Source organism: Brevibacterium renqingii (assembly GCF_017808105.1).
In the GTDB taxonomy this organism is placed as follows: domain Bacteria; phylum Actinomycetota; class Actinomycetes; order Actinomycetales; family Brevibacteriaceae; genus Brevibacterium; species Brevibacterium renqingii.
Genome location: NZ_JADBHF010000005.1, coordinates 132,253 through 148,815 on the forward strand (window position 1 = coordinate 132,253; position 16,563 = coordinate 148,815).

Sequence of the window (16,563 nt, forward strand, 5' to 3'; positions counted from 1 at the left end):
ATAAGTCATAGGAGAATGATGTTCGACCTCTACCAGCCCAGCGAAGAGCACGAAGAGATCCGCGCCGCGGTGCGCAATGTCGTGGAGAAGAAGATCGCGCCGTACGCGGCCGAGGTCGACGCGGACTCCCGCTATCCGCAGGAGGCCCACGATGCGCTCGTGGAGACGGACTTCTTCGCCGCCCATATCCCGGAGGAGTACGGCGGAATGGGCGCTGACGCCCTGGCGGTGTCGATCATCATCGAGGAAGTGGCGCGCGGCTGCGCCTCCTCCTCGCTCATTCCGGCCGTGAATAAGCTCGGCAGCATGCCCGTGCAGCTCGGCGGCAGCGATGAGATCAAGCAGAAGTACTTCCCCTCGGTCGCGGCAGGAGAAGCCGGCTTCTCCTACGGTCTGTCCGAACGTGAGGCCGGTTCGGACACGGCTTCGATGAAGACCCGTGCACTGCGCGACGGTGACGACTGGATTCTCAACGGAGTGAAGACCTGGATCACGAACGCCGGCGAATCCGAGTACTACACGGTCATGGCCGTCACCGACCCCGACGGTCCGCGCGGCCGGAACATCTCGGCCTTCGTCGTCGAGAAGTCGGATGAGGGATTCACCTTCGGCGAGAAGGAGCGCAAGCTCGGCATCAAGGGCTCGCCCACACGCGAACTGCTCTTCGACAACGTCCGTCTGCCGGGAGACCGGATCGTCGGTGAGCCCGGAGAGGGGCTCAAGATCGCCCTGCGCACCCTCGATCACACCCGGGTGACGATCGCCGCGCAGGCCGTGGGCATCGCCCAGGGTGCCCTCGACTACGCCTTGTCCTATGTCAAGGAACGGCAGCAGTTCGGCAAGGCGATCGCGGAGAACCAGGGCATCCAGTTCATGCTCGCCGATATGGGCATGAAGCTCGAGGCGGCTCGTCAGCTCACCTACACCGCTGCCGCGAAGAGTGAGCGCTTCGACGATGATCTGACCTACTTCGGCGCCGCGGCGAAGGCCTATGCTTCGGATGCGGCAATGGAGATCACCACCGATGCCGTGCAGCTGCTCGGCGGTGCCGGCTACGTCGTGGACCATCCTGTGGAGCGGATGATGCGCGATGCGAAGATCACCCAGATCTACGAGGGCACCAACCAGATCCAGCGCATGGTGATGGGACGTCAGCTGCTTCGCTGAGGCTTCGTCCACGCAGACACCGCGGGCCGTCCGAATCGGGCGGCCCGCGGTGTCTGCGTGCTCTTCTGTGAAGAATCGCACAGGCGGGGAATCCGACATGCACGGCGCGGATGTGCCGGAATCGGAAGTCCGCAGGCGACACAATGGTTGAACACAGTGGACTCTGAATTCCGTTTGGCACAGTGGTTCCCGGTGCGACTCCGGTCGTGCCGACCGTGCTGAGCGTGGCCGCCGGCACAGGTCCGCGTGTGGCTGGCGAACAGTGACGACCGCAGACGAGACGAAGGGAAGGCAGTGGCCGAAACGAGATACGTGGACCCGATCCGCTACCCTTCGTACTCCTCACAGCCGACACGGGATGTGCGGGCCTGGCTGCTCCTCCTCGTCACCGTCATCGTTCCGGGCGGCGTGCAGCTGCTGTTCGGGCACCGCCGCTGGGCGAAGATCTCGCTGTCGATCACAGTGATCAGCTGGCTGCTGGCCATCGTCGCCGGGGTGATCGTCCTCTTCGACCGGACGTTCCTGTTCACTATCGGCACGAATCCCTTCATCCTCACCTTCCTCACGATCTGGATTCCGGTCATCGCCGTCAACTGGGTCGTCTGCCTCTTCGACTCGCTGCGTCGCATCCGCCTCGTCACGCTCTCCCAGCGGGCCAGGAAGCGCTTCGTGGCAGCGTTCTGCGCCCTCCTGCTCATCGTCGTCGGTCCGCTCGCGTGGGGGACGACGATGCTCAACTCGCAGCGCGGTCTGATGAGCGACCTCTTCGCCTCGGGCAAGGCCCTCAAACCCGTTGACGGCAGGTACAACATCCTGCTGCTCGGTTCCGACGCAGGTAAGGGACGCACAGGCATCCGGCCTGATTCCCAGTCCCTGGTCTCGATCGATGCGAAGACCGGCAAGACGGTCATCGTCGGTCTGCCGCGGAACATGGAGAACGTGCCCTTCCCCGAGGACTCCCCGCTGCACAAGCATTATCCGCAGGGGTTCAACTGCGGCAGCGAGTGCCTGCTCAACGCGGTGTTCCAGCAGGGGGAGAGGCACAAGGACGAGTTCGAGGACCCGAAGCTCGCCGGGGAGCAGGCGACCATGGACGCGGCCTCCGCGATCACCGGGCTCGAGGTCCAGTACTATGCGATGATCAACCTCAAGGGCTTCGAGAACCTCATCGACTCCCTGGGCGGGATCACCCTGGTCTCGGGCAAGCGGGTGCCGATCTCCTCGAAAGTCGACCCGACGACGGGTGAGCACGGCCCGGTCAAGGGGTGGATCGAGCCGGGCAAGCAGAAGCTCGACGGCTATCACGCGCTGTGGTTCGCCCGCTCCCGGGAATTCTCCAGCGACTACGAGCGGATGATCCGGCAGCGCTGCGTGCAGACGGCGATGGTCAAGCAGCTCGACCCTTCGACGGTGCTCACCCGCTACCAGGCCATCGCCAAGGCCACACCGGGGGCCGTGTCGACGAACATCCCATCCTCGCAGGTCGACTCGTTCGTCGACCTCGCGCTCAAGGTCAAATCGCAGAAGATCGAGTCCCTCGATCTCACCCCGCCGCAGATCACTCCCTCGGATCCGGACTTCGATGTGGCACGACAGCTCGTAGCCGATAAGATCGAGGAGGCGTCCAAATCCTCGGAAGAGGACAAAGGCGCCGTCTCGGCCCCCGGAGGCGACCTGTCAGCAGCCGCCGGAGTCGATGCGGGACTCGATCCGGACCCCGGTTCCGGGCCGCAGCTTCTGGCACAGGGTGCCGGCGGCACCTCGGCTGACGACGGCGAAGAAGCCGAGGCGAAAGCGATCTGCTACGTGCCCTGAGGCATCGGATATGTGGTCGGTCGGGATCGGCAATGACCGATATCGACTCCTGCATGACGATTCCGGGAAAATCTTTTGCTCGGTGTGTCCCTTGCCAATACTGGGAACCACACCGGTGTAACTAGAATATTCTTCTTTGTGGCTAGTCTGACACGCCGAAAATGTGTAACAATTTTGAGATGTTGGGGTTGCCCACCGTACTGCCAACGGTGCAGGAGACCTCGAGGCCTGAACTTCCCTGTCTTCCTCGAAAAGGCTGTAACGATGAAATATCTATTGCCCACTGTCGCGGGCTGCGCATCTGTCGCGCTCGTCGGCACCTTAGCGGTCACGGCGCCGGCGGCCATTGCGGACACGTCGTCGCCGGATGTGTCCAAAGAGGCGCTGGACGTCAGCAAGGACGGACTCAACGTCCCCGGCGCCCGCGATTCCAGTGATTCCACCGCCACTGCCGCCAACCAGAGCGCCACGAGCAATCTGCCCAACATCTTCAAGTCGCAGACCGCGCTCGCGTCGACCAAGGTTCCGAACATCGTCAACGCCGCCGCTTCGGCGTCGACCGGCACGGTCAACAACGTCTCGACCGGCCTGTCGTCAGGAAGCGACGAGGCTGCGCCGTCCGAGGATTCGACACCGTCCGAGGGCTCGACACCGTCCGATGCGGAGCAGACGCCCGCCGAGGACGAGAAGAGCGAAGATCAGAAGACCGAGGACGACGGCGCGGAGGATTCCTCGCAGAAGTCGGACTCGAAGGACGATGAGGACATCTCCGGCTCTGTTCGCCAGAAGACCGAAGACGGTGTGAACATCGCACTCATCTCGGACGTCCTCGACGTGCCGTCGAACAACCCGAGCCTCATCGGCTTCACGTTCTCCGAGACGAAGTCCAACATCCGCATTCAGGTCCGCGTCAAGCACGGCTCCGAGTGGGGCAGCTGGGACACTCTCGACCAGGAACAGCAGGAGGAGGCCCAGAACAAGGGCTCCGAGCCCATGACGGTGTCGAACGCCTCCGGTGTGCAGATGCGCATCCTCGGCGATTCCGCGCCGAGCGACGCCGAACTCGTGCTCGTCGATCCCAAGCGCGATTCCGGTGATGCTCAGGCAGTGGCCGAGAACGCTCCCGTCGAGCTCGATCAGCAGGCCTCTGGTGCCTCTGAGGGTGCCGATGCGGCGACGGAGGAGTCGGACGACGCCGAGGCGGCTTCTGCCGAGAACGTCGCCGCCAATGGCGCGACGGTGACGAATCAGAACTACGTGCCGGGGTCGTCGAGCGTCTCCACCGTGGCGAAGAAGGTATCGAAGCCGAAGATCGGTTCGCGCAGCTCCTGGGGCGCGAAGGCCTACAAGGGCAGCCCTGACTACGCGAGCGGGATCAAGCAAGCTGTCGTCCACCACACCTCCGGTTCGAACAGCTACTCGGCTGAGGACGTCCCCGGAATCATCCGCGGCATCCAGGCATACCACCAGCAGGGACGCGGCTGGAACGACATCGGCTACAACGTCGTCGCGGACAAGTACGGCCGTCTCTGGCAGGCGCGTGGCGGCGACATCTCGAAGGCCGTGATCGGCGCGCACGTCTCCGGGCACAACACCGGCACCTTCGGCATCTCCGTGCTCGGCACCTACAACAGCTCGGCGCCGCCGAAGAAGACCCGGGATGCCGTGGCCTCGGCGATCGCGTGGAAGTTCTCCATCAATGGGATCTCCTCGGCGACGAAGTCGAATCTGGTCGGACACCGCGACCTGGGGCAGACCGACTGCCCGGGCGACGCCTTCTACGCGAAGCTGGGCGAGGTTCGTTCGACGGTCAACTCCATCCTCAAGACCGGTGAGCAGCCGGACGAGAAGAAGGACGATTCCAAGAAGGACGACAAGAAGAAGGACGACGACAAGAAGGCGGACAAGCCGAAGTCGAAGACCACGATCGAGAAGTACGCCGAGAAGCACAAGCTGGGCAAGGCGCTCGGCAAGGAGCAGTCGGTCAAGGGCATCTCGGGCGCGAAGTCCCAGAAGTTCGAGAAGGGCGTCGTCTACTGGTCCAAGAAGACCGGCGCATACCACTTGTCGGGTGCGATCGCCTCGTCGTACAAGGGCGATGCGATCACCGAGTTGGGGCTGCCCACCTCTGCGGAGAAGGGCGGCCTCAAGGACGGGGGCGCTGCACAGCGGTTCCAGAAGGGGTCGATCTACTGGTCCAAGGACACCGGCGCGCACTACACCAAGGGCACGCTCATGAAGTACTGGGGTGACAAGGGAACCGTGAAGGGCCACCTCGGTTACCCCAAGTCCGACGTCGTCTACAAGGACGGGCGCGGCGAGCAGCTCTTCGAAGGCGCCCGTCTGGTCTGGGCCGAGGGCTACGGCACGACGGAGTTCTCTCCCAAGGGTTCGATCGCCGGCGGCGTGACCGATGACAACGCCGCGGGTGATTCGACCCCGCCGGGGGACGAGCCCGCCGATGACCAGTCGCCTGCAGACTCCGGGGAAGGTTCTGCAGACGACAAGGACTCGAAGGACGACGACAAGTCCAAGGACGATTCGAAGGACGACGACAAGTCCAAGGACGACTCGAAGAAGGACGATTCGAAGGACGACGACAAGTCCAAGGACGACTCGAAGAAGGACGACTCGAAGTCCGACGACAAGTCCAAGGACGACTCGAAGAAGGACGACTCCAAGAAGGACGACTCGAAGAACGACGACAAGTCCAATGACAAGGACAAGAAGAAGGACAAGCCGACGAAGGCCGAGAAGATCGCGGCCCAGCGCGCGTCCATCATCAAGGAAGCGAAGGCCCACCTCGGCGTCAAGTACGTGTGGGGCGGCACCTCGCCGAAGTCCGGCTGGGACTGCTCGGGCTACACGCAGTACGTCTACGGCAAGCACGGCATCGAACTGCCGCGTACGACCAGTCAGCAGCGTAATGCGGGCAAGGAGATCTCCATCAAGGACGCCAAGGCAGGCGACCTGATCTGGATCCCGGGACATATCGGAATCATCTCCGAGACGAAGGGCCAGATGTACGATGCGGGATCGACGCGGACGAACACCACGAAGCGCAGCTACAGCTGGATGCTCAACCGCGGCGCCAAGGTCATCCGCGTGATCGGCTGACCGACAGCGTCCACAGCAGGCGTTCGATAGCCTCACTGACAGTGCCCTGCAGGGATCCGATTCCGGATCACCGGCAGGGCACTGTCTGGTTCCCGTCCGTTCTCAGCGGTGGCAGGCATCGACGGAACGCGCTGCGGATGACAGGCGGTGAATAGTGTGTGACTCCGTCTGAACAGTGCATGAAGTGCACTCGCACGCTTCGCCGCTGAGGCTATCGTGGACAGTGCACACCCGGAGCACGAAGCGTGATCCGGCACGATCCGTCCAAGGGGGCCAGAACAGTGCATCGACTGCACAACACGGTCAAGAACTTCGAATGGGGCAGCACCGACGCGATTCCCGCGATCCTGGGCACGGTCCCGGACGGAACCCCCTGCGCGGAACTCTGGCTCGGAGCGCACCCCATGAGCCCCTCACAGCTCGACCTCGATCGGGAGCGGAGGAAGGCGGCAGCCGATCGCCTCGGACGCCTCGGCGGTCCGTCGTCCCCGGCACCGGTGGCGACCGAGTCTCGGCCGGGACCGAATCTCATCGAATACCTCGCAGGCGACCCGACCGGTCTGCTCGGTCATGAGTCCGTCGAGTCCTTCGGCGCCCGGCTGCCGTTCCTGCTCAAAGTGCTCTCGGCCAGGAGGGCACTGTCGATCCAGGTGCACCCGAATCAGGAGCAGGCGCGAGCCGGATACGCACGAGAGGAGGCTGACGGCCCCTCGCTCGACGCTCCCGAGCGCAACTTCAAGGACGCTTCGGCGAAGCCCGAGCTCATCTACGCTCTCACGGACTTTCATGCGCTCACGGGATTCCGTCCCCGCAAGGCTGTGCGCGCGATGTTCGAGCGCATGCTCTGCCAGCCGCTGACACCGCCATCGCTGGACTTCCTCGGTGCCGTCATCGCAGCACTGAAATCCTTCAGCGAGGCGAAGGGCCTCTCACGTGCCGTCGAACTCGTGCTCGGGGATCCGAGGGCGATCGGCCTCGTCGACGAGGTCGCCGCGCACGGCATCGATGAGCTGCCCGTCGGGCATGTGAGCCGACTCGGCAGCGCCGTCGACCCGGCGCAGACCTTCTGCGAACTCGTCGACGACTATCCCCACGATCCCGGTGCGCTTGTGGCGCTCATGCTCAACCGCGTGCACCTGCAGCCGGGAGAGGCCTTGGCGATGGACGCCGGAGTGCTGCACGCATACCTCTTCGGCACGGGCATAGAGATCATGGCTTCGAGCGACAACGTCCTCCGCGGAGGGCTGACGTCCAAGCACGTCGATGTCGCGGAGCTGTCGAAGATTGCGGACTTCCACGCGGGAATGCCGCGGATGGTCGAGCCCGACCGCGACGGCGTTCTGCTCGGGTCCACCGAGGACTTCGCGCTGCAGGCCCTGCGCTGCCCGCGAGCGACGAGGCTCGAACGTCGAGGTGCGGCAATCGCACTGTGCACCTCCGGGACGGTCACGCTGACCTCTCTCGGGTCCTCTGTGGCCCTCGAACGCGGAGAGAGCGTCTTCATCGCGGCCAACGAGCCGACGGTGACCGCTGACGGCCACGGAGACCTGTTCGTGGCGACCACCGGTCTGGAACCCGCACCCTCGCTGGGCTGAGAGACAGATTCTCGCGCGGCCGCAACGAGAAGTGGTCACGTTCGGATACAGAATCTCAGATCTGATATCCGAACGTGACCACTTCTCGGGCGTTCGGCAGGTGACAGCGGGCGGAAAGCCCGACGCCCTCGCGCGGCTCGCCCGTTTCTCGGTCAGCGACCCGCCGGTCGCCCGGAGGAAGTCAGGCGGCGACCTCGATGGTGGGCACCTCGTCGGGAACGCGCACCTCGGCGCCGGTCTTCTCCTTGACCTCGTCCACGGTGACCCCGGGGGCGAGCTCGACGAGGGTGAAGGAGTCGCCGCTGACATCGAGCACGGCGATATCGGTGATGATGCGTTCGACGACGCCCTTGCCGGTCAGCGGCAGCTCGCAGGACTTCCGCAGCTTGTGCGAGCCGTCCTTGGCCACATGGTCCATGATGACGATGACGCGCTGGGCGCCGTGGACGAGGTCCATGGCGCCTCCCATGCCCTTGACCATCTTGCCCGGGATCATCCAGTTCGCGATGTCGCCGTTCGTGGCGACCTGCATGGCGCCGAGGATCGCGGCATTGATCTTGCCGCCGCGGATCATGCCGAAGCTCGTCGCCGAGTCGAAGTAGGCGGCGCCCGGGTTCATCGTGACGATCTCCTTGCCCGCATTGATGAGGTCGGGATCGATCTCATCCTCGGTGGGGTAGGGGCCGACTCCGAGCAGACCGTTCTCGGACTGGAGGACGAGGTGGACGTCCTCGGGCAGGAAGTTCGGCACCAGGGTGGGCATGCCGATGCCGAGGTTGACGTAGCTGCCGTCTTCGAGTTCCTGGGCGGCGCGGGCCGCCATCTGATTGCGTGTCAATGACATGGTGTGTCTCCTCAGGCTTCCCGTACGGTGCGCTTCTCGATGGGCTTGTCCGCCACCTGTTCCGGCGTCAGCGGAACCACACGGTGGACGAAGACGCCGGGCACGTGGACATCGTCCGGATCGATCTCGCCGGGTTCGACGAGCTTCTCCACCTCGGCGATGGTGATGCGAGCGGACTGGGCGGCCGGGGGATTGAAGTTCCGGGCCGAGGAATGGAAGACGAGGTTGCCGTGCCGATCGCCGATGGCGGCCCGGACGAGGGCGTAGTCCGGGGCCAGCGACTTCTCGAGGACGTATTCCTTCTCTTCGCCGAAGGTGTTGAAGACCTTCGTCTCCTTCGCCGGCGACTCCTTGACGACAGTGCCGTTCTCGTCGTACTTCCAGGGCATGCCGCCCTCGGCGACCTGCGTGCCCGCACCGGTGATCGTGTAGAAGGCCGGGATCCCGGCGCCGCCGGCACGCAGCTTCTCGGCCAGCGTCCCCTGCGGGGTGAGTTCGACCTCGAGCTCGCCGGAGAGGTACTGGCGGGCGAATTCCTTGTTCTCACCGACGTAGGAGGCGATGATTCGACGGAGCCGGCCGTCGGCGAGCAGAATGCCCAGACCGCGTCCATCGACACCGGCGTTGTTCGAGATCACTTCGAGGTCCTCGGCTCCCTGGTCCTGGAGGGCGCGAATGAGGAATTCGGGCACACCCACGACACCGAAGCCGCCTACGGCGATCGATGATCCATCTGCAATGTCGGCCACCGCCGCTGCGGGGGTATCAACTACTTTGTCCATGTGCCCAGTGTGCCACGGACCACTCCGAGCTCGTCTGCCAGGTCCATGATTCGAGCCTCGTCGACTCCGTTGGTGAGCAGGACCTCGCCGCCGCCGAGGAGGTGGCTGAGGAATTGCGGCCACTCAGCGGGAAGCGGTGTCGATTTCGACACGAGGAGTCCCTGCGGGCGCCCGGCTCCGTCACTCGCGTCGTCCTGTCGCGTCCAGTCGATGCGCTGCCCGTCGAATTCGAGTGTGCCTGTGGCGGCGAGCCGTCGGGAGGCGACATCGGGATGGGCGCGGATGGCGGAGTTGACGTCGATGAAGTCCTCGCCGACCGGGGTGCTCAGAGCCAGGGCCGGCGGGTTGAAGACGAAGACCTCTTCGGCCGCGGACACGGACTCGTCGTCCTCGTGTCCGCAGGGGACGATGGCCAGGTGCTCCTGGGCCGGAGGCGTGTCCGAGATGACCACGCGACCGTCGGCGAGGAGGACGCTGAGGATCGCGACGAGTTCGCGCCAGTGCAGGCCCTGCGGCAGGGGAGCGAAGAGGGTGAAGTCGGGGCCGAGATCGAAGTCGCCGAAGAGGCCGACGCCTTTGTTCACCCAGTTCGAGACGACCGGTCCGGTGAGGTCGAGACTGTCGTGGTCGGGACCGCGCCAGAGCAGGACCGGCCCGCCGGTGTGTGTGATGGCTGTGAGATCCATATCCGCCTTCATCGTTGTCTGGTGTGTGTCATTGCCGATTGCGGCCCGTTCGCCGAGGTGGTGCGCGAGCGGATTCCGGTTCTGTGGCCCGAAGCGCCGCTGGTCAGGGGACGATGAGTCCGATGTCGATGGTCACCCCGCGAGGGAAGGCCCCGAGTTCTCCGTCGACCCACTGGTAGTGCGTGGATGCGCTGAGGTCCTCGGCGAACAGGGCCGTGTGGAGTCGTTCGACGAGGGAGCCGAGTCCGACCATGGCTTCGAGCAGAGGGGGACCGCCCGACTGTGCTGTGGCCGGAGAGTCAGAGGGGCTGAGCGTGATGCGCGAACCGGATCCCTCGATGCGCATCCTCCAGGCCGCATGTCCGGGAGTCCGCGACTGTCCGGCGCGGACGACGCGAATTGCTCGGGAGACCCTTTCGAGGATGTCATCTCCGTTGTCGCCGGCAGGGGCGCCGCCGGGCAGATCGGTCACACCGAGGCCTCGCTGGACGGCTTCGACATGTCCGTAGCGGAACCAGTCGTCGCGAAGTTCGCGCGACAGAGCCCTGGCCCCGTCTCGGCCGTTGTCGAGATATCCGCCCCCTCCTCTGACCAGAGCCATCGGCAGGCCGCGGGAGGAGCCCTTGACCAGGTCGGCCGCGGCCGCGATCTCATCGGCGACGGCGCGCACCGTCACCGTCTGGACGCGACCGTCGTCGTCGGGACGGCCGCGCTGATCGTCGAGCCCGGAGAGTCCGGAGAGGCCGAGGGCGATGTCTCCGACCCCGACCCGCCAGGGGCGCGAGCTCGTATCGGAGACGACCAGGCCGATGCGGACGGAGAACGCCTGCTCGACCCGCTTCCGCAGAGCGTCGGCGGATCGGTCGCTGTCGAGCGGGTGGAGGACGACCGTGCCGCCCGAGTTCGACTGGTCGAGGCCCGCGGCCGCCTGCACGGTGCCGGCCGGAGTGCGCACGACCTGAACAGTGGTGCCGGAGCCGTAGGAGCGTTCGGCGACGAGATGAGTGCCGGTGGCTGCGACGAGCTCTTCGAACTCGGCCCGGTCGGCCACGGTGCGCAGCCGGCCCTCGGCCTTGGACACGACCTTCGAAGCGATGACGAGGATATCGCCGTCCTTGAGGTCGATGCGGTTGCGGCGCAGCGCGTTGATGAGGATCGCGGCGAGGTCGGATCCCGGTGCGATCTCCTCCTCGACGGGAGGGGCGTAGACGGTGAGGAGACGGTCATTCATGCTCGGCCGCCGGTGATTCGACTCTCATTCCTCCATAATCCCATCGACGGCGACTCATTTCTAAATTCTCCAGATTTGCTCAGGACTGTCCTACAGGTTGTGCCCGGCAGTCATCGCATTCCCTATATATGGGGTTCCGGGCGCGTGTGCATGTGAAGGTGTGTTCGAATATGCGTTCAGGTCGTACTCCAATACTCCATGAGGGCTTGACGGAGCGGTAATGACACACGTGTAATTTATACCTAAAGGGGAACGCGCCGAGCATGAATCCTTCAGGGTTCGACCGTACATCGGACTGATCGCCTCAGTCACGGTGACGGACCTGCTCAAGCGTGAGAAAGGGGAAAGCCGTGCAAAGCGCACAGAGAGAATGGCGGGAGAGGGAAGACTTCACCGCCGCACCGGGAGTCACCTCCCGTCGTGCCGAAGACTGGTTCGTCGAGCCCGGAGCACGTACACCCGATACGCTGCCTGATCCGCTGGCCGTCGATCCGAGCGATCTGACACCTCTGCCGACGGACAACTCCGCTGTCTCGCCGCTGTCGCTGCTCCTCGGAGCCGCGGACGACGGAGAGTTGTCGTGGCAGGACCAAGCGCTCTGCGCACAGACCGACCCCGAGGCGTTCTTCCCGGAGAAGGGCGGATCGACTCGAGAGGCCAAACGAGTCTGCGCATCCTGTGAAGTCCGCTCCGAATGCCTCGAATACGCTCTGGCCAACGATGAGCGATTCGGCATCTGGGGCGGTATGTCCGAGCGCGAACGCCGCCGGCTCAAGAAAAAGGTCGTGTGAGCCCAGCCGTCACCGCCGTTGTCGCCTCGGGCGACGACGCCAGCAAGGTTGAGCTCGAAACAGCTCTGCGTCCGCACTTCCCCGAGATCCCGGTGGTGGATCTCGGGGGACGCTCCGTGCGTGAGGCGTCTGAGATCCCCGTTGTCGCGGAATCGGACTTCCTGTGGTTCCTCACCCCCGACGCCCGCCCGGAACCCGACTGCCTCGATGAGCTCCTCGACGCCATCGGGGAGACCGAATCCGTCGCCGCCGTGGGACCGAAGCTCATGCGCGGCGATCGCATCGTCTCGGCCGGGGTGAGCACCACCTCGGCGGGGGAGCGCTTCAACCCCGTCGGTACCGGCGAGATCGACCAGGGGCAGCGCGACGGTCGGACGGAGACGCTCGGCCTCGACCTGCCCGGCATGCTCGTGGCCACGGACGAGCTCGAACGGATCGGCGCTCCCTCCCGCGTGCTCGGCCCCGCCTACCGCGGAATCGAATACTCCCGGCGCCTGCGCGATCTCGGCCGTCGCGTCGTCCTGGCCCCACGGGCGCGCATGGAGATCTCCGCCCGGGCCGCCGCCCAGCTGGGCTCGTCTCCGCTGCCGCCGGTCTCGAAGTTCCAGATCCGCACCGAGCAGCGCTACCGTCTCAGCCTCGCCAGTCCCGGGCTGCCCTCGCTGTTCTGCCGACTCGTCCTCGTCAATCTGGGACACATCCTCGGCGGCCTGCTGTCGAACGACTTCCGCTCCGCCGGCTGGCATCTGAGCGCCCTCTTCGGGCTCGCTGCGGACATGACCGCCACCTCGCCGCTGCGCCGGGCCAACGCTCGCCGCAGCCGACTGGCCAAACGGACGACCACCTCCCATGTGGCCGCTCTCTACGCCGATGCCGACGAACTCGCGGTCCAGCGCAGATCCATGAGCGGCGATGCCGCGGAAGAGCACCCCGCCGAAGTCCCGGACGGAGGAACCGACGCCGAGGCCGAGCTCAACCCGGTGGGCGATACCGAGGAGGCCATCGACTCGTTCTCCAGACTCGAGGTCTCCGGCGGCTCGAGCCTGCTCCGCGCTCCTCTGACCTATGTAGTCGTGGCGGCCGCGGTGATGAGCGGCTTCGTCTCCTTTCGGCTCTTCGGCCCCGGCCACCTCGTCGGCGGCGCGCTCGGCTCCACAGACATCGGAGTGGGAGAGATATTCTCCCGCCTGCTCGACCGTCACCTCGACATCTCGACCGGGGCGGCCGTACCCTCCGACCCTTACCACCTCGTTCTCGGGATCCTCTCCCTGCCCTTCCTCGGCCATGTCGACATCATGGTCAGGACTCTGCTGCTCGCCGCCCCGATCCTCGCCGGCATCGCCGCCTATGCCGGTGCCGGCTGCGTGCTTCCGCGCCGCTGGGTGCGCGGATTCGCCGCTCTCCTGTGGATCGCCTCCCCGCTCTTCACCGCCGCGCTCTCCGACGGCCGCCTCGGTGTGGTCTTCGTCTGGATCACCGCCCCCCTCGTGGCACTGACCCTGCGACGGAGTCTGCGCACCGGGTCGATCGCGGCCGCCGCGGGCAGCGGGCTGCTGCTGTTCGTCATCATCGCCGGAATTCCTCTGATGCTGCCAGTGGTCCTCCTCGGCACCGTGCTGCTGGTTCTCACCGGTCGCGGGCTGCGCCACCTGTGGCTGTCGGCGCCGACCCTGTTCCTCGGCTGGCCGTGGCTGTGGGCAGCGGTGCGTGAACCGGGGGCGCTTCTGGTCATGCCCGGGCAGACACTCGCCCCGGAGCCGGCTCCCACCTATCTTCTTGCCGTCGGATTCCCGGAGCCGATCGATATGTCGTGGCTGGCAAGCCTCGCTGCCTCCGTCGGCATCGATTCGATCTCGTCCGGCGTCCTCCAGATCTGGGCACCCATCCTCGTCCTGCCGATGCTGGTGCTGGCCTTCTTCACCCTCATCGAGGCGCGACTCGAACTGTCCCGGCTGGTGTGGGCCGTGGCCCTCTACCTCAGCGGGCTCGTCCTCGCTGCGATCCAGGTGCATCTGCCCGCGCAGACGGGTGCGTTCCACCTCATCGGCTCCTATCCGGCGGCAGGGCTGACACTGGTCAGCCTCGGATCGATCCTGCTGCTCGGACTCGGCGCCGACCGCACTGCGGCGACCCGGTCCGGCAGCGGACGGATGCCCATGCGCGGGCTCGTCGGGCTCGTCGCAGTCGCCGCCATCGGTCTCATCGCAATCGGCGCCGGGCGGGCCGCAACCTCGACCGATGCCGTCACCGCCAGCGAGGACAGCACGGTCCCGGCACTGGCCGCGGATCGCGCCGACGGCGATGCGCGAGCTCGGACCCTGCGGCTGGACAATGTGGACGGGGAGGTCCTCGCCACTCTCATCTCCTCAGCCGACGGCACTGTGCTGGGCACTTCGACCGTGACCGCGGCCGAGACCGTCGGGGGCTGGCCGTGGGAGAGGCGACCGCTGCCCATCTCGGAGGATGGGGTCCTCGCCGCGCAGGCGGCGGCCGCCCTGTCCGCCGATGACACCGGTGACGTCAGCGAGATCCTCGGCCAGCTCGGTGTCGACTTCGTCCTCGTCGGCTCCGATGCCGAGAACCTGCAGAACTCGGTGTCCGTGGCACAGGGACTCATCCCGGTCGGTCCCACAGAGTCGGGTCAGCTGTGGCGCGTCGACAAGCCCTTCAGCGGGCGGTTCCTCATCCGGGACGGCGAAGGAGCAGTGAGCTCCGCGACGATGCACGGCACCACCGCCGAGGTGCCCGCCGGGAAGGACGGGCGCACCCTGATCGTCGCCGACGCCTCCGACGACATCACCGCAAGCCTCGACGGTGAGCAGCTGCCGCCGGCGAAGCAGGCCGATGAGTCCTGGGCGAGCGAATTCGACCTCCCTGCCTCCGGCGGACAGGTCGAGATCTCACTGAACTCACCGCTGTATCCGGTCGGCGTCATCGCCGGCTGGGCGCTCGGCGTGCTCAGCCTCGTCGTGGCCATTCCCTTCGGCGAGGCCGATCGGCGAGGCAGGAACTCCCGCTCTGCGGGCCGGAGCAGCGAGGAGACGACAGCATGAAGCAGCTGCGCAGCATCGTGACCTTCGGGGCCATCGCCGTGCCCGGAGTGCTCGTCGCCACGACCTCTTTCCTCACCCCACTGACCCCGGGCACCCTCGACCGCAGCCCCGAACAGGTGCGTATGCCGACGGCCGACACCCGCGTCGTCTGCCCCGGCCCGCTCCTGACCGACAGCGAAGCCGAAGGCACCGACGCCGAATTCGTCGACGATTCGAAGGTCTCGACCCGGGTGGTCTCCGCCTCGGCACCGATCGGAGCGGCCGACGGATCGACCTCTTCGGCCCGGTTGCAGGTTGCCGACCTCGGCGGCTCAGTCGATTTCGACAACCCGGCCGGGCAGGGGTTCGTCTCCGGAGACGACAGCATCGACTCGACGAAGCTCGTCACCGGCTTCGCCCGCCCCGGCGCTCCCGCGCTCACCACGGGGCTCGAGACCATCGAAGGCAGTTCGGGCGACCTCACCGGTCTGGCCACCCTCACCTGTGCGCAGGCGTCGAGCAGCTTCCGGATCCTCGCCGGATCCGGTGTCACCGGATCGAACTCCCAACTGCTGCTGAGCAACCCCGGTGATGTGGCCGTCCAGGCGAAGGTCGCTGTGATGACTCCTTCCGGCCGGTCGGGCGATCCCACCGAAGTGAGCATCAGAGCCGGCGAGCAGAGGGCTGTGCGACTGGGCGGTCTGGCAGCCGGAGCCGAGTCGCTGGCCGTCGACGTCACCGTCGACGGGGGAGTCGTGGCCGGTTCCGTGCAGGAGTCCGTCCTCGACGGTCTGAAGCCCCAGGGCATCGATCTTGCCGCCGGTGGCGCCGATGCCGCCCGGCAGCAGGTACTGACCGGTCTGAACGGCAAGGATGTGCGTGTGCGAGTGGCGAACCCGGGCAAGGACCTTGCTGAGGTCTCGCTCAAGGCCTACGGACCTGACGGGGAGATCGACATCCCCAGATCCTCGATGACCGTGGTCGGCCACGGGGTGGCCGAGGCCGAACTCGGCGACCTCGAGGCCACGAGCCTCGTCGTCGACTCGGACCGGCGGATCCAGGCCGGAGCCTTCATCGGCCAGGACGGAGACGACGGCGCATCCGACTTCGGCAGCGTCGCGATCACGGACTCCCTGGCCGAGAGCCAGCTCCTGGCGCTGCCGCGCACCGGCAGCAGCTCCCTGCATCTCTCACCCGGCCAGGGACGGGTGCAGGTGCAGGGAATGCTCGACGACGGTTCGCTCACCGACCCGCAGTCCGTGGATCTCAATCCCACGGGAACGACCGTGCTCGATCCGGCCGAGGTCTCCGACGAAGCGGTGCGGGCACTGGTCCTCAAGGGCACACAGGCCCAGGGGTCCCAAGCCGACGGAGTGCATGCGACCCTCGTCGTCGCCACCGACGACGGAATCTCCACCGTCGCCCCGGCCCCGGCCCCGGCCGGCGTGGCCTACCGCGACATCCGCCTCGGCTGAGACACTGTTCGGTTCGCAGCGATCGACC

11 protein-coding genes are annotated in these 16,563 nt (G+C 66.1%); 7 read left to right on the top strand and 4 right to left on the bottom strand.

Features of this window, described 5'->3' with window-relative positions; genetic code table 11:
- Positions 1-18: 18 nt before the first annotated feature.
- The 4 genes from IHE57_RS06905 to manA all read left to right on the top strand — a co-directional run bounded on the left by IHE57_RS06905 (position 19) and on the right by manA (position 7,694).
- Positions 19-1,167, top strand: a complete 1,149-nt coding sequence (locus IHE57_RS06905; protein ID WP_281389136.1) for an acyl-CoA dehydrogenase family protein — start codon at positions 19-21, stop codon at positions 1,165-1,167.
- 294 nt (positions 1,168-1,461) lie between these two features.
- A complete protein-coding gene (locus tag IHE57_RS06910; RefSeq protein WP_209325312.1) occupies positions 1,462-2,982 on the top strand; it encodes an LCP family protein in 1,521 nt (506 codons plus the stop codon).
- A gap of 264 nt (positions 2,983-3,246) precedes the next feature.
- The gene (locus tag IHE57_RS06915) at positions 3,247-6,099 is read left to right on the top strand and encodes an NlpC/P60 family protein (protein ID WP_209371966.1); all 2,853 of its coding nucleotides are present in this window, start codon (positions 3,247-3,249) and stop codon (positions 6,097-6,099) included.
- Between the two features lie 281 nt (positions 6,100-6,380).
- Positions 6,381-7,694 (top strand): mannose-6-phosphate isomerase, class I, encoded by a 1,314-nt coding sequence (gene manA / locus IHE57_RS06920; RefSeq protein WP_209371968.1) that lies wholly within the window; start codon positions 6,381-6,383, stop codon positions 7,692-7,694.
- Between the two features lie 181 nt (positions 7,695-7,875).
- Here manA and IHE57_RS06925 read toward each other — a convergent pair whose 3' ends face one another.
- The 4 genes from IHE57_RS06925 to IHE57_RS06940 form a co-directional block, all read right to left on the bottom strand.
- Positions 7,876-8,538: a 3-oxoacid CoA-transferase subunit B gene (locus IHE57_RS06925; protein ID WP_209325309.1), complete on the bottom strand. Its 663-nt coding sequence runs from the start codon at positions 8,536-8,538 to the stop codon at positions 7,876-7,878.
- A gap of 11 nt (positions 8,539-8,549) precedes the next feature.
- On the bottom strand, positions 8,550-9,320 hold the full coding sequence (locus IHE57_RS06930; protein ID WP_209371970.1) for a CoA transferase subunit A: 771 nt from the start codon (positions 9,318-9,320) through the stop codon (positions 8,550-8,552).
- Positions 9,308-10,006, bottom strand: a complete 699-nt coding sequence (locus IHE57_RS06935) for a hypothetical protein (RefSeq protein WP_209371972.1) — start codon at positions 10,004-10,006, stop codon at positions 9,308-9,310. The genes IHE57_RS06930 and IHE57_RS06935 overlap by 13 nt, the downstream gene beginning before the upstream one ends.
- 103 nt (positions 10,007-10,109) lie before the next feature.
- Positions 10,110-11,237, bottom strand: coding sequence for a coenzyme F420-0:L-glutamate ligase (locus tag IHE57_RS06940; RefSeq protein WP_209371974.1), 1,128 nt, complete (start codon positions 11,235-11,237; stop codon positions 10,110-10,112).
- Between the two features lie 350 nt (positions 11,238-11,587).
- Between IHE57_RS06940 and IHE57_RS16695 the strand changes: the two genes are divergently transcribed.
- The 3 genes from IHE57_RS16695 to IHE57_RS06955 are packed head-to-tail and all read left to right on the top strand — an operon-like array spanning position 11,588 to position 16,535.
- A complete protein-coding gene (locus tag IHE57_RS16695) occupies positions 11,588-12,028 on the top strand; it encodes a WhiB family transcriptional regulator (RefSeq protein ID WP_343071877.1) in 441 nt (146 codons plus the stop codon).
- Positions 12,025-15,081 (top strand): glycosyltransferase family protein, encoded by a 3,057-nt coding sequence (locus tag IHE57_RS06950; protein ID WP_209371976.1) that lies wholly within the window; start codon positions 12,025-12,027, stop codon positions 15,079-15,081. Before IHE57_RS16695 ends, IHE57_RS06950 begins: the two co-directional genes overlap by 4 nt.
- A complete protein-coding gene (locus tag IHE57_RS06955) occupies positions 15,078-16,535 on the top strand; it encodes a DUF5719 family protein (protein ID WP_209371978.1) in 1,458 nt (485 codons plus the stop codon). Before IHE57_RS06950 ends, IHE57_RS06955 begins: the two co-directional genes overlap by 4 nt.
- Positions 16,536-16,563 lie beyond the last annotated feature (28 nt).

What these genes read in the sequence shown, in the direction of transcription:
- IHE57_RS06955 (WP_209371978.1), top strand. Translation starts at nt 15,078, where the DNA reads ATGAAGCAGCTGCGCAGCATCGTGACCTTCGGGGCCATCGCCGTGCCC.
- IHE57_RS06905 (WP_281389136.1), top strand. Translation starts at nt 19, where the DNA reads ATGTTCGACCTCTACCAGCCCAGCGAAGAGCACGAAGAGATCCGCGCC.
- IHE57_RS06915 (WP_209371966.1), top strand. Translation starts at nt 3,247, where the DNA reads ATGAAATATCTATTGCCCACTGTCGCGGGCTGCGCATCTGTCGCGCTC.
- IHE57_RS06935 (WP_209371972.1), bottom strand. Translation starts at nt 10,006, where the DNA reads ATGGATCTCACAGCCATCACACACACCGGCGGGCCGGTCCTGCTCTGG.
- IHE57_RS06925 (WP_209325309.1), bottom strand. Translation starts at nt 8,538, where the DNA reads ATGTCATTGACACGCAATCAGATGGCGGCCCGCGCCGCCCAGGAACTC.
- IHE57_RS06940 (WP_209371974.1), bottom strand. Translation starts at nt 11,237, where the DNA reads ATGAATGACCGTCTCCTCACCGTCTACGCCCCTCCCGTCGAGGAGGAG.
- IHE57_RS06930 (WP_209371970.1), bottom strand. Translation starts at nt 9,320, where the DNA reads ATGGACAAAGTAGTTGATACCCCCGCAGCGGCGGTGGCCGACATTGCA.